The sequence below is a fragment of the Anaerolinea thermophila genome, from assembly GCF_020723905.1.
In the GTDB taxonomy this organism is placed as follows: Bacteria; Chloroflexota; Anaerolineae; order Anaerolineales; family Anaerolineaceae; genus Anaerolinea; species Anaerolinea thermophila_A.
Window position 1 is genome coordinate 231,950 of the sequence record NZ_DYHZ01000005.1, and the last position, 14,502, is coordinate 246,451.

The window sequence follows — 14,502 nt, forward strand, 5'->3', positions numbered from 1 at the left end:
CTATATTATAACTGTTCCAGGAGTTATGATGAAACCGGTTTTGATATGTGGTCAGTGTAAAACGAAATTTCCTCTTGACTTCCCTATTTGGAAATGTAATTGCGGTGGAATGCTCGATATTTCCATGGAACTGACTGACAAAAATCAATGGAAGACATCGAAATTGCCAGGTTTGTGGAGGTATCTGCCTTTGATACCCCTTCCTGATAACGAGTGCATTGTTACTCTTGGAGAAGGGTTAACACCGATTACCCACTTCTCTGATAAAAATTATGACATATTGATAAAACAAGAACAATTATTCCCTACAGGATCATATAAAGATCGGGGAGCGGCTGTGATGGTTTCTGCCATTAAAGCCCTGGGCATTGATTCTGTCGTAGAAGACTCTTCAGGAAATGCAGGTTGCGCCATTGCAGCGTATTGTGCAAGGGCAAAGGTAGAATGTTCAATTTACGTTCCCTCATCTACTTCTCCCGCAAAACTCATGCAAATTGCTTCTTATGGTGCCAGGATTGTCAAGGTTGATGGGACCAGGGAAGATACTGCTCGAGCGGCCTGGGAAGCGGCTCAAACCGCTTATTATGCCAGTCATTCATGGAATCCGTTCTTTTTCCAGGGGACAAAAACTTTTGCCTATGAAATTTGGGAACAAACGGAAGGAAATGTTCCCGATGTGATTATTTTACCGGTTGGAAATGGGACATTGTTCTTAGGAGCATATTTTGGATTTTGGGAATTATTAAGCATGGGGTTGATTCAAAAAATTCCTCGCCTGGTTGGGGTGCAAGCCAGTCGTTGTGCTCCACTATTTCACTGGGATGAACACATGGTTTCGGAAGAGATTATAAAAGGACCAACAATTGCAGAAGGGATAGCCATTGTAAAGCCAGTTCGAGGAAAGCAAATTCTTGAGGCAGTTCATGAAACCAATGGATTAATCATTACAGTCGAAGAGGAGGAGATCGTTGGGGCATTGCAGATAGCGGTGAATCATGGTTTCTTTGTAGAACCAACGGGCATAGTCGGGTTAGCAGGCGCTTTGAGGTACTTCAGAGAATACGGTCAATCCGAAACAGTCCTTACTGCATTCACCGGCCATGGGTTGAAATCTCCAGAGAAAATTCAGAGCCTGTTAGATCATGGATTGGTCTTGTAATACGTTTTTCTCGAAAATCTGACGGAAATGATACCCGTAAATTGAGAAAGTAATGGCGAGAGGGAATTTTCGGGGATATTTTAGCAATGTCCAGAAAAACAACTTCCAGAATTCTTTCCGCTCTTTTCCCATAATACCCAGTTCCCAAATAGATCGAAAGAATGCAAGGATTTCTTCTAGATGAATTTGAGTGGAACCTGCTTCGGGAAGACTATAGTTTTCCAGAAACGTTCGTACTCGCATATAAAACCCTTCAGGTTTATACAATTCTTCCAGAAGACTCCGGTATCCAGATTGAAGTGCATTCAGTCCCATTTTGGGAATAATATTCGTCGTGCCGTTAGTATTGTCACCGGAGAGATCCTTGACGATTCTGCCTTGCTTTTCCATGCGTTCATAAAGTTTTGTGCCATAAGGGGCCTGTAGTAATCCCACCATCGCTGTGACGATTCCGCTTTTCTGAATGAACTCAATTTGCTTTTGGAAAATATTAGGAGGGTCGTTATCAAATCCTACAATGAATCCTCCCATCACCTGAAGCCCGTTTTTCTGAAGCGTATGAATGGCTGTAAGCAAATCTCTCTTCAGGTTCTGTTTTTTATTACACTCGTTTAGACTATCTTCTACGGGTGTCTCGATACCAACGAAAACAGAAACAAATCCTGCCTCTCGCATTAAATTCATTAATTCCGGGTCGTCGGCAAGGTTTATGGATGCCTCGGTAATGAAATGGCAACCCTTTTTGTCCTTACGCCATTGAATCAATGCTGGAAGGATTTCTTCTTTAAGGTGTTTTCGATTTCCAATAAAATTGTCGTCCACAAAAAAAATGTTCCTTCGCCATCCCAGTTCGTACATTTTGTCCAGTTCTGCAAGTATTTGTGAGGCACTTTTTGTCCTGGGTTTGTGCCCCAGCATGGCTGTTACATTGCAAAATTCGCAATTGAATGGACATCCTCTCGAATACTGGATACTGAGAGAGTCGTACGCTTTGAGTTCAATTAATTCCCATTTGGGTACAGGAGATAATGCCATTTCTGCAAAGTCGGCTGTTTGATAAATTCGCCTGGCATTTCCGGAAAGAAAATCTTCCAAAAAAAGAGGCAGGGTAATTTCTCCTTCGTTTAAAACAAAATGATCTACCAGAGGAAATTGTTGCCATTCTCCGAGGAAGAGAGGTCCACCTGCAACAATGATTTTCCCGAGATTTTTACAACGTTGAATGACCTCGTGGGCAGATTTCTTTTGCACCACCATGGCGCTGACCATGACAATATCTGCCCATTGAATGTCCTGTATGGTTAGGGGGGAAATGTTTAAATCCAGTATTCGGATTTTCCAGTCTGAAGGCAATAAAGCCGCTATTGTGGCCAGACCTAAAGGAGGGGATGAGGCTTTTTTATGAATGAATTTCAATGCGTGTTTGAAACTCCAAAAAGTTTCAGGAAACTCTGGATACACCAGCAAGGCATTCATATAATCTTCTCCTTTTCTCCCTATCAGGTTAACTCTGTAACACCTTTTATACTGGTGAAAGAAGTAGCATTTGAGGTAATATATGCGGGTAGGTATGTCATATTACCTGTTTTCTGGAGGAATAATGCGGAAATTTCAACGATTTGCATGGGGGGTTCTTTTTTACAATGTGTTAGTCATTGTGTTTGGGGCTTTTGTGCGAGCAACAGGCTCAGGTGCTGGTTGTGGTTCGCATTGGCCTCTTTGCAATGGGGAAGTTGTCCCTCGCGCTCCTCAGGTTGAGACGTTAATTGAGTGGACCCACCGCTTGACTAGCGGAATTTCGGTAATTTTCATTTTGATGTTGGTGTTTTGGGTTTGGAGAAATGTCTGGCAAGAGAAAAACTTACGTTATGCTGTCCTTGCTTCTATGTTTTTCATTTTTACTGAGTCACTGATTGGGGCTGGCTTGGTTCTTTTTGGCTTGGTGGGAGATAATGCATCGGTTGGCAGAGCCATTTCTATGATGGCTCATCTGGTGAACACATTCTTATTGCTGGCAAGTCTGACATGTGTTGCCTGGTTTGCAACTTTTCATACCACAATGAGTGAGAAAAATTACAAAAAAAGGGGAGGATGGCTTGTTGGGGCACTGGGCATGCTGGCACTGGGAGCCTCTGGGGCAATTGCTGCACTTGGCGATACATTATTCCCTTCCAGTTCGTTAATGGAAGGAATTATGATGGATTTTGATCCTTTAGCCCATTTTTTGATCAGGTTAAGAGTTTTTCATCCTGCGATTGCCATAATCGTTGGAGGATATGTAATTATTTTGATTCGGTTTCTAATTAAATCTTTCCGAAGCGCTCAATTTACAAAGATCGGTTATGGTGTCATTGCTTTAATTATCGGGCAATGGCTCTTAGGGATTGTCAATGTGATTACCCTTGCTCCTGTAGGGATACAACTGATTCACTTGCTGTTAACCACTCTGATCTGGATTGGATACGTTATCGTGGGAATATTTTGCTGGGTTGGAAGCGACTTTTCTCTCCGCATCACGGAGCGTCCAATCCATAATTGGATAAACGGGACCCCAACCTAAAAAACCTGCCAGGAAGTGCAAAAGCGCAGTGTCTTTCCCTGGGGTGATGACATAGCGTTTCTTTCCAATACCTTGAATAATGGCTTTGGCAACCTCTTCTGGGCTTACCGGGGCTGCTGCCTCGGAAATTGCTTTGACCACCGGCGGCTTGATTTTATTTTCTTCTTCCAGCATGGGGGTCTCAGTATCTGGAGGATAAACAATCGAGATATTAACGCCGGTGTTCTTCAATTCGAGCCTTAGAGCATCCGATAAGCCTTTAATGGCGAATTTGCTGGCTCCATATGCCGTATATCCGGGTGTTCCAATGAAACCGGCAACAGATGAAATGTTTACAATATATCCCGATTTTCGTTTCAACATGTGAGGGAGTACTGCTTTAATAGTGGCTACAGTCCCCAAATAATTAACGCGAGCAATTTTTTCAAATTCCTCCATGCTGATGTCATTAAAAAACGCCGGCTTTGTAATTCCAGCCGAATTGACGACAATATCTGGAACTCCGAAAGACTCTATCGCTTGTTCAAGCAAAGGAATGTAAACCTCATACTGACTGACATCTGCCTGGATGGGGTTAATAGTTTGGCTGGTAGAAATACATTTTTTTGAAATTTCATTGACTGCCTGGTTTAATTTTTCTTGGTTTCTACCAACGATCACGAGGTTAGAACCCTGTTGGGCGAATGCCTTTGCCAACGCAAGCCCAATTCCACTTGATCCGCCTGTTATTAAAACAAAATGACTTTTATTTGTTTTTGTGTCCATACTGGAAACTTAATGGTGACCACAAGAAGAACACGAACCGCCACCGCAGTTACTGCATCCGGAAGACCCTGTAACCTGACGACCGTCCGATTGCGCAAAAAATACTGATAATACTCTGTTTGTGTTTTGACTTTGACAGTACTTACATGAAATGGGATTGTCTGCCTCCTTCAAAGATCGGAGAGCATCAAATCGTTTTCCACAATCTTTACATTGATATTCGTACAAAGGCATGGCTATTCTCTCCTTGAATACAAACAATCATTCCCCATTATAATAACCCGTGATGAAAACGGAAACCCCATTCGTCAGAACCGGGACAGGAGTAGACCTTGCATTTGCTGTGATGGTCCTGGCAGGATATTTTACTACATTCACCCTGGTTCGCGATTTGTCTTTTGAATGGCTTATCCTGATGATTTTATTGGGTATTGCCTATTTGACCATGGGGGTATATGGTTATGCCCGCGCCGCAAAAGACTCCCGACTTTTAGTGAGATTGGTTTACTTTGGTGTTCAGATTGTTCTTGGCTCTGCATCCATCATTTTTTCAAGGCAGGCAGGTTTTAACGCCATCATTTTGTTGCCCTTAGTTGGCCATAGTGTTTTTTTGCTTCCAGATTTGTGGAAATACGGCATTAATTTTCTGATTGCTATATCCTATGGATTAATTGTTCATATCATCACCTCCTCATGGGATGTAGTATGGTCCAGTCTTCCTGTTTTTGGAGCAGGGCAGGTTTTTATCCTCGTTTTTACTCAAATGATGTTGAATGAGGAGAATGCTCGTCGGGAAATTGAAACGCTGGTTGTACAACTCAAGGAAGCCAATGAGCGATTAAGAGAATTTGCTCTCCAGGCGGAAGAGTTAGCGGTTGTAAAAGAACGTAACCGCTTAGCGAGAGAAATCCATGATGGGTTAGGGCATTACCTGACAACGTTAAATATGCAAATTAAAGCCATAAAAGCAGTTATGGATACTGATCTTGAATCTGCCCATCAATTATTGTCAAAAGCAGAAGGTGTAACACACAAAGCCTTGCTGGATATTCGGCAATCTGTGAGGGCACTGAGGGATCCGGGTTTGCCAATAAAAAATATTGAAGAAGTTATCAGAGATTTGCTTCAAGAATGCGAGCATTCGGGGATTCAAACCAGGATGGAGGTTAAGGGGACATCTCGAAAAATTGATCAGGAATTAAAAGCAGCATTGATTCGCCTTGTTCAAGAAAGCATCAGTAACACTCTGAAACATTCCCGGGCGACTATCTATCAATTGGTTTTGGACTTTCAACCAGATTGTATTGTCCTGGAAATTTATGATAATGGAGTCGGAGTAGATGGAGAGTGTTTAAAGGGAGGATTTGGTATTATTGGAATGCAAGAACGTGTTGCTTTGCTAAAAGGTAAAATGGAAATCTCAACGGCCCCTGGGGCTGGCTTTTCCATAAAAATTGTCCTTCCGGGGTAAAAATGGCTATTCGAGTCTTGATTGTTGACGATCAATCCTTGTTTCGTGAAGGGTTGAGAACATTGCTTTCTGCCCAGAAAGATTTTGAGGTGACTGGAGAAGCCTCTAACGGGGAGGAAGCTTTACGGTTCATCGCCAGTCATCGTCCTCACGTTGTCTTGATGGACTTAAGGATGCCTGTACTGGATGGTGTCCAAGCCACCAGGAGAATTCGCGAGTTGTATCCTGATGTAAGGGTGATTATCCTTACTACTTTTGATGATGATGATCTGGTGTTTGACGGGCTGAGAGCAGGAGCCATTGGTTATTTACTGAAAGATGTTTCGTCCGAAAATTTGTTTGAGGCTGTTCGCGCGGCGTATCGGGGAGAGTATTTCCTTCAGCCTTCCATTACGGCAAAGGTGGTAGCAGAATTTGCTCGTTCCCCAAAATCCCCTGGTACAAAAGTGTCCGATCTGGCTGAACCATTATCGCCACGGGAAATTGAGGTGCTCTTTCTGGTGGCAGAAGGCAAAAGCAATCGAGAAATTGCTGAACAACTGGTCATTACTGAAGGCACTGTCAAGAATCATCTATCCAGTATTTTGAGCAAATTAGGGGCTAAAGATCGTCTGCAGGCAGTTATCCGTGCCAGAGAAGTGGGCATCTTACGATAAATGTGTCATAAAGTATTACTTCAGGCACATTTGAAATCGCTGAATATTCAATATGCTCTATTTATGAGTTTATGGTTTATGATGAGTGAATTTAAAGATCAGGTAAGAGCAGAAATTTCCAACCGTCCAGTTTGGGAAAAGATAAATGGCGCAGGATTCCTTGTGCTTGGATTGATGGCTTTGGTTGCGCAAATCTTTCATATCCCCGTTTTTTGGGGAATTGCTATACTGAGTATGGGGGTGATCTTTTTTACTGGAGGCTGGCGATTTGAGATACCTGTATATGTGTATTTAGGTAGTCTGATTGTAGCAACAGGAGTTGCGATCAGTATTTTGCTGGTTTCGGATCCTGCGTTTCTTCAAACATGGGGGATTAGTTCTGGTGTACTTTCGATCGGGTTTTTAATTTCACCGGTAATGGTTTTTGCCCGATTCAGACGTGTTTTCTGGTGGAGTCTTTTCCCTGCAGCGGTGTTAGGTGGTGGGACTATTGTTCTTTTATTTACATCCTTACAATGGACGGATTTCATTTTTTGGCTTGGTCTCTTTTTGGGCATTGCTTTTATTCTATCGGGTGGATATCTTCGGTTATTGGGGTTAATCATTCCAGGGTGTTTGTTGAGTTCGTTGGGAGTGGGCACTTATTTTGCCTTTGATATGGCTATAAAATCTCCTGTTGTGAGCAGAGTGGGGATATTGCTTGTTTGGTTTGCGGTGGGATGGGCGGTTATCTCGTTTCTTTCCCGTCTGTGGTGTAGCCGCCTGATCTGGTGGCCTCTCATCCCTGCAGGGGTCATTGGAATTGTGGGTTTAGGATTATTTATCGGGGGGGATCCTGACAACGCAGCGTTCTTTATTGGGAACACCAGTGCGGTACTATTCGTTGCTATTGGTTTGTATTTATTTTTAATACGAAAGGGAATGCATTCTTAAAATATTTTCCCTCTTGTAATACCGAAAATCTCTGGTAAGATTAGTGCGCCCCGGAAACAGTGCCGGGGTGTCTTGTGTGTACAGGAAGGTTGTATGTTGGTTAGTAGAGATGATATCAGAAATATTGCGATTATTGCTCATGTTGATCATGGGAAAACCACTTTAGTGGATGGATTGCTTCGCCAGGCAAGGGTTTTTCGAGAAAATCAGTTTGTTATGGAAAGGGTTCTCGATTCAAATGCTTTGGAGAGAGAACGAGGAATCACTATCTTAGCAAAGCATACCGCCGTAGAAATTCCAGACAAGAATGGCAAACTGGTAAAAATTAACATTGTAGATACCCCAGGTCATGCTGACTTTGGCGGTGAAGTTGAACGGGTGATGAACATGGTTGATGGGGTGCTGCTTCTGGTAGACGCCGCCGAGGGTCCCATGCCCCAGACAAGATTTGTTTTGAAAAAGGCTTTAGAAATGGGACACCGCGCCATTGTTGTAATCAATAAAATGGATCGGAAGGATGCTGAGCCGGATCGAGCACTTAATCAAACCTTTGATCTGTTTATCGAATTAGGGGCTTCGGAAGAACAGGCTGAATTTCCAGTCATTTATGCCAATGGATTAACGGGACAGGCGGGTTTAACACCGGAAATGAGTCCTGATCTCCGTCCACTTTTTGATGCAATTTTGGAACATATCCCGGGTCCAAAGGTGGATAATGAAGCCCCATTCCAGTTATTGGTGACAAATCTTTTCTATGATGAATATCGTGGGATGAGTGCGATTGGGAGAATAAACGCCGGCAATATCAATGCCGGGCAATCAATTGCTCGTATCAAACGAAATGGGGAAATTGTTCCTGAAAAGGCACGCTATTTATTTGTCTATCAAGGTTTGGAAAAACGTGAAGTTTCACGAGCAGAAGCAGGGGATATTGTTGTGATTTCCGGGTTGGAAAATATTGAAATTGGAGAAACCCTTGCCGATCCCAATAACCCCATTCCTCTTCCCCCGATTGAAGTAGAAGAGCCAACCGTTCGAATGACATTCGGAGTAAACACTTCACCTTTCGCTGGGAAGGAAGGAAAATGGGGGACTTCACGAAAGTTGAGAGAACGGTTGTTTGAAGAAGCCCGCAATAATGTTGCTCTTCGAGTAGAAGAAACAGATACTTCAGATGCTTTCCTGGTTTCGGGAAGAGGAGAGTTGCAACTGGCAATCTTAATCGAAACCATGCGTAGAGAAGGCTATGAATTTCAGGTGTCTCGTCCTGAAGTCATTTTCCGCCAGGGCCCAAATGGGGAAACGCTCGAACCTTATGAGGAATTGCACATTGATACCAGTCCGGAGACGGTAGGTACAGTAGTTGAGATGCTTGGGGCGCGGCGTGGAAAGATGATTGATATGTCGGATAACTCTGACAATTCAGTTCACCTTACCTATCTTATCCCAACAAGAGGACTCCTTGGCTTCAGATATCAATTTCTGACTGCCACAAAGGGAATGGGGGTGATGAACACGCTCTTCCATGGGTATGAAGAACTGGCTGGCCCTATTCCATCCCGCACGACAAATTCGATTGTGGCGTGGGAAACTGGAGTGACCACAAATTACGGACTAAAAAATGCCGAAGAACGAGGCACCTTATTCGTTGGGCCTGGCGTTCCGGTGTATGAAGGTATGGTGGTTGGAGAAACACAAAGAGGGTCTGAGGTTGTGGTGAATGTCTGTAAGAAAAAGCATCTGACCAATATGCGATCCTCAAATAAAGATATAGAAGTACGGCTTACTCCACCACGAGTTATGAGTCTGGATGAGGCGATTGAATTTCTGGCAGATGATGAATTGCTTGAAGTTACCCCGTTAAATTTTCGAATACGTAAGAAGATTTTGGATACTGAAGAACGCGGAAAACAAGCCAAGAGAGATAAAGAACTGTTTGATTGAGATGCAATCGGGAGGTTATTAACCTCCCGATGATTTTTTCTTTCGTTTTAAAATTTTTTGTTGTATTGCTCGCTTAATTTCAGCATAAAGCATAGAAATCAACAGGATTAGAAGGAATCCAGCAAGTGTCCAACCTAGCGGTGGGTGAATGCTGGTTTCTTCGCCGACAAAGGGGTTCTCAAATGTAGGGGTGGGTTTAAGAAATAAAAAATTCCCCAGAAAACTACGTATTGAATTCAGCAGGTGTTCAATAAGCGCCATGAATAAATTTTACCAGAATCTTGAAATCAACTTTTTGATGTCTGATAAAATGAGTGGGGAAAAAGATACCAGTGGAGGGTAAAAAATGCAACAGGACCCTTTGTTTCAAGAATACGAAAACTTAAAGAAACAAATTCATTATCATAACTACCGATATTTTGTCCTGGACGCCCCTGTTATCAGTGATGCTGAATATGATCGTTTGGTTTTGCGGTTGAAACAGATCGAGTTTTCCCATCCTGAATGGGTTACACCGGATTCTCCCAGCCAGAGAGTCGGGGGAATGCCCTTGGAAAAATTTAATAAAGTGCGCCACCCATCTCCCATTCTCAGCCTGGCAAACGGGTTTACAAAAGCCGATGTTCTGGCATGGATTGAACGGATTCGCAAATTGGATCCTCGTGTTGCAGATGCAGATTTTGTCCTTGAGCCGAAAATTGACGGTTTGACGGTGGTTCTTAATTATCAGAATGGAGTGTTTACTCAAGGTGCTACTCGTGGAGATGGTGAAGTTGGGGAAGATATCACCGCAAATTTGAGAACAATCAGAAGCCTTCCACTGGTGATTCCTGTTAATCCGGATAGCCCTGCTGTGCCTGATTGGCTGGTTGTGCGCGGTGAAGCCTTTATATTCCTAAAAGATTTTGAGGAATTGAATAAAAGACTGGCACAGAGTGGAGAGAAGCCATACTTAAATCCCCGGAATACAGCGGCTGGTTCTTTACGGCAACTGGACCCTTCTTTAACGGCATCTCGTCCAATCAATATTTATGTCTATTCTATTGTGGCTTCGAGTGCTCCTCTTCCTCAGACGCAATGGGACCTTTTACAGACCTTGAAATCCTGGGGCTTCCCAGTTGCCAGAGAAATCAAGTATTGCCGTTCCATAGAAGATGTGCTTAATGAACTGGATACCTGGCTGGAAAAGAGAGATGCCCTTCCTTATGAAGCCGATGGGGTGGTAATTAAGGTGAATAATCTTGAACTTGCTTCCTCGTTGGGGTATGTGGGGAAGGATCCCAGAGGTGCATTGGCGTTTAAATTCCCTGCCAGAGAAGTCACTACCAGACTTCTGGATATCGGGGTCAATGTAGGCAGAACAGGTGTGCTTACACCATACGCGATTTTGGAGCCAGTCGAAATTGGTGGGGTGGTGGTAAAACAGGCAACTCTTCACAACTTTGATTTCATACGCGAAAAAGATATACGGATTGGCGACCATGTAATGGTCAAGAGAGCAGGCGATGTTATTCCGTACGTGATCGGGCCAATCGTAGAAATGCGTACCGGAGAGGAAAAGGTATTTACGCCCCCTGAAGTATGTCCGGCCTGTGGTCAACCCGTTTCTCATGTTGAAGGAGAAGTGGCTTGGTATTGCGTCAATGTAACCTGTCCAGCACAAATTATTCGAAATCTGGAACATTTTGTTTCTCGTGGTGCCATGGATATTGTTGGACTGGGAATTAAGATTGTTGAACAACTGGTAGAAAGTGGTTTGGTGCATAGCCCGGCAGATCTGTATTTTTTGCGAAAAGAAGATCTTTTGAAACTGGAGGGTTTTGCAGACAAAAAGGCTGAAAATATTCTGCAATCAATCAGGGATTCGCGGTCTCGACCATTATCCAGATTGATTAATGCGCTGGGGATTCGAGGTGTGGGCGAGGTAATGGCTGAGGAACTTGCCCGTCATTTTGAGGATCTGGAGCATCTTTCTAATGCTACCGTTGAAGAGTTAATGGAAATTGAGGGTGTGGGACCCAACATTGCAAAATCTATTGTGGATTGGTTCCGTCGTCCGGTAAACCAGGAATTCCTGAAGAAGTTGCGGGAAGCGGGGGTTTGGCCCACAGAACAAAAGCCTTCAGAAATCAGAGAAGAACAACCACTTGCCGGATTGACGTTTGTGGTCACTGGTACTCTTAAGGAGTTCACTCGGGATGGAATAAAATCGTACCTGGAAAGCTTAGGTGCAAAAGTGACCGATAGCGTATCGAAAAACACCTCTTATTTATTGGTCGGAGAAAATCCAGGCTCAAAACTGGAAAAAGCCCGTCAACTGGGAGTGAAACTCATCTCTGAAGAGGAATTGAAGCAAATTATTCGAAAGAACAAATAAAGGTGCCATTGTGAAAAAAATCTTTCTTAAGCCAGGTCGAGAAAAGAGTCTCCTCCAGCGTCATCCCTGGGTATTTTCTGGGGCGATTGAGAAGGTTTCAGGTAATCCCGGGATGGGGGAGACGGTGGCGGTATGTGATCAAAATGGGAATTTCCTTGCATGGGGGGCATACAGCCCTGCTTCTCAAATCCGAGTTCGCCTGTGGTCCTTTAACGAAGAAGAAAAAATTAACGCTGAATTTTTTTATCATCGTATTAAGAATGCGATGTTGGTGAGAGAGAGAACGGTCCCCTTAAGTGAGACAAACGCATTTCGTTGTGTGCATGCTGAATCGGATGGTTTGCCGGGGTTAGTGGTGGATCGATATGCAGACTGGATGGTGGTTCAGTTATTATCAGCCGGGGCGAATTATTGGAAGCAGGAAATCATCTCCATACTATCAGAATTCAATGTAAAGGGAATCTATGAACGCTCGGATGTGGATGTTCGTAGATTGGAAGGTTTGATTGAAACAACGGGAGTACTATGGGGTGAAGATCCACCGTCAAAAGTCTTGATAAAAGAGAACAATTATCAATTTTTTGTGGATATTCAAAAAGGGCAAAAAACCGGTTTTTATCTGGATCAACGGGTGAATCGGGAAAAGGTGAAAAAATATTGCTCGGGAAAAGAAATTCTGAATTGTTTTTGTTATACAGGTGGCTTCACGGTCTATGCACTGGCAGGGGGAGCAAAGCATGTTATCTCGATAGACTCTTCTGAAACCGCTCTCTTATCGGTAACCGAAAATCTACAAATAAATGGACTTCCAACGGAAAAGAATCAATGCCTTGAAGCAGATGTCTTTCTTGCTTTACGTAAGTTTCGTGACGAGGGCCGTGCTTTTGATGTAATAATTCTGGATCCACCCAAATTTGCTTCCACGGCTTCTCAGGCACAGCGAGCAGCAAGAGGATACAAGGATATCAACTTATTAGCGATGAAGTTACTTAATCCCGGAGGAATTTTGGCAACTTTTTCCTGTTCGGGTGGAATATCTCCCGAACTTTTCCAAAAAATTGTTGCCGGCGCTGCAATCGATGCTAAAGCCGATATGCAAGTAATCGAAAGGCTTCATCAAAGTCCTGATCATCCGGTTTCTTTGACCTTCCCGGAAGGTGAGTATCTCAAAGGTTTGATTTGTATGAAAAATCCCACAAACTGATAAAGTCTGTGGGATAGTGGAGATGGCGGGAATTGAACCCGCGTCCGAAAGATTCGACCCTCGGACATCTACGAGCGTAGCTGGTCCTCTATTTCGTCGAGGCCTCAGGATCAGCAGGAAAGGCGCTCGACCAGTCACTAAGGCCCGAAAGCCCTCTTTCGTTCAGTCCGTGACCTTCCTGAACGGCACCCTGACTTTCTTACGCCTACTCAATCTCCGGTCAGGGAGCGGGATTGGTAGACGTCACCCCGTAGGGTGATGAGCCATCGCTGACTAAATTAGGCAGCCAGCGGGAGGGCAGAGTATGTGCGATTGGCACTTTTTTGTGTACTGATTTTACGAGTTCGGTACCTCTCGGCTCGCAGTCCGGGACCAGCCTCTTCCGTCGAAGCCGATCATCCCCAAGGCATTACTATTATAATGCATTTTCTTCCTAAACGGATTAAAATGTCCTTGTGTCATAATCTCTGCTCTGGAGGAACTATGCTGGTTATTTATAAAAATACTGAAGCAGGATTAGAAGAAATTTCTGAGGCTGTAACTGGCTGCTGGATCAATGTGGTTGATCCAGAGCAAGAGGAAATTGAACAATTGATTGAATTGGGTGTCCCACAGGATTTTATTACCTATGCTTTAGACCTGGACGAACAATCCAGAGCAGAAAAGGAAGATGATGGCACTTTACTGGTTTTATTGCGTATTCCTTATTTTCAAGGCTCAAAAATGGATGTACCATACCGTACAATCCCTTTAGGGATCGTTTTGACCTCTCGCTTTATAGTCACTATTTGCAAACTACAAAACGACATCCTGCAAGAATTTTCCTCAGGTCGAATTAAGGGGCTTTCCACAGCAAAGAGAAATAGATTTACATTGCGGGTTTTGCTTTCGACAGCAAGCAAGTTTTTACTCTACCTCAAGGAAATTAACCGGGTGGTGGATACACTGGAAGATTTAATCACCCTGTCTTCCAGAAATCGAGATATTTTGGAGTTGCTAAAATATCAGAAGAGTCTGGTGTATTTTACTACTGCCTTAAGAGCAAATGAATTAATGATGGAACGCCTTCAACGCTGGCAAATTTTCAAGGCCTATCCGGACGACGAGGATTTATTGGAAGACGTCATTACCGAAAATCGTCAGGCTCTTGAAATGGTCGAAATATCAAGCAACATCTTGAGTTCCATGATGGATGCTTTTGCATCTATGATCTCCAATAATTTGAATGAGGTGATGAAATTTTTAGCATCTATTACTATTGTTTTGAGCATTCCCACCATTGTAACCAGTTATTTTGGAATGAATGTTGCGCTGCCCTTTCAAGATCATCCGTTAGCAGCCTTGTTTATTATTCTGATTTTTATTACCATCTCTTTCATCGTTATTAATATCTTTAGAAAACGAGATTGGTTTTAAACGTTTGGTAGTGGAAT

12 protein-coding genes, 1 other RNA gene and 1 pseudogene are annotated in these 14,502 nt (G+C 43.4%); 9 read left to right on the forward strand and 5 right to left on the reverse strand.

Annotation, left to right across the window (positions count from 1 at the left end; all coding sequences use genetic code 11):
• The first annotated feature begins 25 nt into the window (after positions 1 to 25).
• Positions 26 to 1,159: a threonine synthase gene (locus LHF31_RS09535; protein WP_298003425.1), complete on the forward strand. Its 1,134-nt coding sequence runs from the start codon at positions 26 to 28 to the stop codon at positions 1,157 to 1,159.
• On the opposite strand, the gene LHF31_RS09540 is transcribed toward LHF31_RS09535, so the two are convergent.
• The gene (locus tag LHF31_RS09540) at positions 1,136 to 2,635 is read right to left on the reverse strand and encodes a B12-binding domain-containing radical SAM protein (RefSeq protein WP_298003422.1); all 1,500 of its coding nucleotides are present in this window, start codon (positions 2,633 to 2,635) and stop codon (positions 1,136 to 1,138) included. The two genes, LHF31_RS09535 and LHF31_RS09540, sit on opposite strands and share 24 nt — an antisense overlap.
• Before the next feature lie 124 nt (positions 2,636 to 2,759).
• Between LHF31_RS09540 and LHF31_RS09545 the strand changes: the two genes are divergently transcribed.
• Positions 2,760 to 3,719 carry a COX15/CtaA family protein gene (locus LHF31_RS09545; RefSeq protein WP_303774163.1) on the forward strand — a complete coding sequence of 320 codons (960 nt, stop codon included), beginning with the start codon at positions 2,760 to 2,762 and terminating at the stop codon, positions 3,717 to 3,719.
• Between the two features lie 90 nt (positions 3,720 to 3,809).
• Here LHF31_RS09545 and LHF31_RS09550 read toward each other — a convergent pair.
• Positions 3,810 to 4,484, reverse strand: a pseudogene (locus LHF31_RS09550) (SDR family oxidoreductase); the annotation flags it as partial.
• Positions 4,485 to 4,493: 9 nt separating this feature from the next.
• Positions 4,494 to 4,718 (reverse strand): zinc ribbon domain-containing protein, encoded by a 225-nt coding sequence (locus LHF31_RS14665; protein WP_363324748.1) that lies wholly within the window; start codon positions 4,716 to 4,718, stop codon positions 4,494 to 4,496.
• Between the two features lie 52 nt (positions 4,719 to 4,770).
• Here LHF31_RS14665 and LHF31_RS09555 point away from each other — a divergent pair, with 52 nt between their 5' ends.
• The 4 genes from LHF31_RS09555 to typA all read left to right on the forward strand — a co-directional run bounded on the left by LHF31_RS09555 (position 4,771) and on the right by typA (position 9,488).
• The gene (locus tag LHF31_RS09555) at positions 4,771 to 5,955 is read left to right on the forward strand and encodes a sensor histidine kinase (RefSeq protein ID WP_298003417.1); all 1,185 of its coding nucleotides are present in this window, start codon (positions 4,771 to 4,773) and stop codon (positions 5,953 to 5,955) included.
• Positions 5,956 to 5,957: 2 nt separating this feature from the next.
• Positions 5,958 to 6,611 (forward strand): response regulator transcription factor, encoded by a 654-nt coding sequence (locus LHF31_RS09560; protein WP_298003414.1) that lies wholly within the window; start codon positions 5,958 to 5,960, stop codon positions 6,609 to 6,611.
• Positions 6,612 to 7,544 carry a hypothetical protein gene (locus tag LHF31_RS09565; protein WP_303774164.1) on the forward strand — a complete coding sequence of 311 codons (933 nt, stop codon included), beginning with the start codon at positions 6,612 to 6,614 and terminating at the stop codon, positions 7,542 to 7,544.
• Positions 7,545 to 7,637: 93 nt separating this feature from the next.
• On the forward strand, positions 7,638 to 9,488 hold the full coding sequence (gene typA, locus LHF31_RS09570; protein WP_298006338.1) for a translational GTPase TypA: 1,851 nt from the start codon (positions 7,638 to 7,640) through the stop codon (positions 9,486 to 9,488).
• 18 nt (positions 9,489 to 9,506) lie between these two features.
• Here typA and LHF31_RS09575 read toward each other — a convergent pair whose 3' ends face one another.
• Positions 9,507 to 9,749 carry a hypothetical protein gene (locus LHF31_RS09575; protein ID WP_298006335.1) on the reverse strand — a complete coding sequence of 81 codons (243 nt, stop codon included), beginning with the start codon at positions 9,747 to 9,749 and terminating at the stop codon, positions 9,507 to 9,509.
• 85 nt (positions 9,750 to 9,834) lie between these two features.
• Between LHF31_RS09575 and ligA the strand changes: the two genes are divergently transcribed.
• Complete coding sequence (ligA, locus tag LHF31_RS09580; protein ID WP_298006334.1) at positions 9,835 to 11,865, forward strand: NAD-dependent DNA ligase LigA; 2,031 nt, start codon at positions 9,835 to 9,837, stop codon at positions 11,863 to 11,865.
• 7 nt (positions 11,866 to 11,872) lie between these two features.
• On the forward strand, positions 11,873 to 13,069 hold the full coding sequence (locus LHF31_RS09585; protein WP_363324766.1) for a class I SAM-dependent methyltransferase: 1,197 nt from the start codon (positions 11,873 to 11,875) through the stop codon (positions 13,067 to 13,069).
• Between the two features lie 14 nt (positions 13,070 to 13,083).
• On the opposite strand, the gene ssrA is transcribed toward LHF31_RS09585, so the two are convergent.
• Positions 13,084 to 13,472, reverse strand: a transfer-messenger RNA (tmRNA) gene (gene ssrA, locus LHF31_RS09590).
• 80 nt (positions 13,473 to 13,552) lie between these two features.
• Here ssrA and LHF31_RS09595 point away from each other — a divergent pair.
• Complete coding sequence (locus tag LHF31_RS09595; protein WP_298006330.1) at positions 13,553 to 14,485, forward strand: magnesium transporter CorA family protein; 933 nt, start codon at positions 13,553 to 13,555, stop codon at positions 14,483 to 14,485.
• The last annotated feature ends 17 nt before the right edge of the window (positions 14,486 to 14,502 follow it).

Excerpts from the sequence above, each read along its gene's own strand:
- LHF31_RS09535 (WP_298003425.1), top strand. The coding sequence starts at position 26 with ATGATGAAACCGGTTTTGATATGTGGTCAGTGTAAAACGAAATTTCCT.
- LHF31_RS09540 (WP_298003422.1), bottom strand. The coding sequence starts at position 2,635 with ATGAATGCCTTGCTGGTGTATCCAGAGTTTCCTGAAACTTTTTGGAGT.
- LHF31_RS09545 (WP_303774163.1), top strand. The coding sequence starts at position 2,760 with ATGCGGAAATTTCAACGATTTGCATGGGGGGTTCTTTTTTACAATGTG.
- LHF31_RS14665 (WP_363324748.1), bottom strand. The coding sequence starts at position 4,718 with ATGCCTTTGTACGAATATCAATGTAAAGATTGTGGAAAACGATTTGAT.
- LHF31_RS09555 (WP_298003417.1), top strand. The coding sequence starts at position 4,771 with ATGAAAACGGAAACCCCATTCGTCAGAACCGGGACAGGAGTAGACCTT.
- LHF31_RS09560 (WP_298003414.1), top strand. The coding sequence starts at position 5,958 with ATGGCTATTCGAGTCTTGATTGTTGACGATCAATCCTTGTTTCGTGAA.
- LHF31_RS09565 (WP_303774164.1), top strand. The coding sequence starts at position 6,612 with ATGTGTCATAAAGTATTACTTCAGGCACATTTGAAATCGCTGAATATT.
- typA (WP_298006338.1), top strand. The coding sequence starts at position 7,638 with ATGTTGGTTAGTAGAGATGATATCAGAAATATTGCGATTATTGCTCAT.
- LHF31_RS09575 (WP_298006335.1), bottom strand. The coding sequence starts at position 9,749 with ATGGCGCTTATTGAACACCTGCTGAATTCAATACGTAGTTTTCTGGGG.
- ligA (WP_298006334.1), top strand. The coding sequence starts at position 9,835 with ATGCAACAGGACCCTTTGTTTCAAGAATACGAAAACTTAAAGAAACAA.
- LHF31_RS09595 (WP_298006330.1), top strand. The coding sequence starts at position 13,553 with ATGCTGGTTATTTATAAAAATACTGAAGCAGGATTAGAAGAAATTTCT.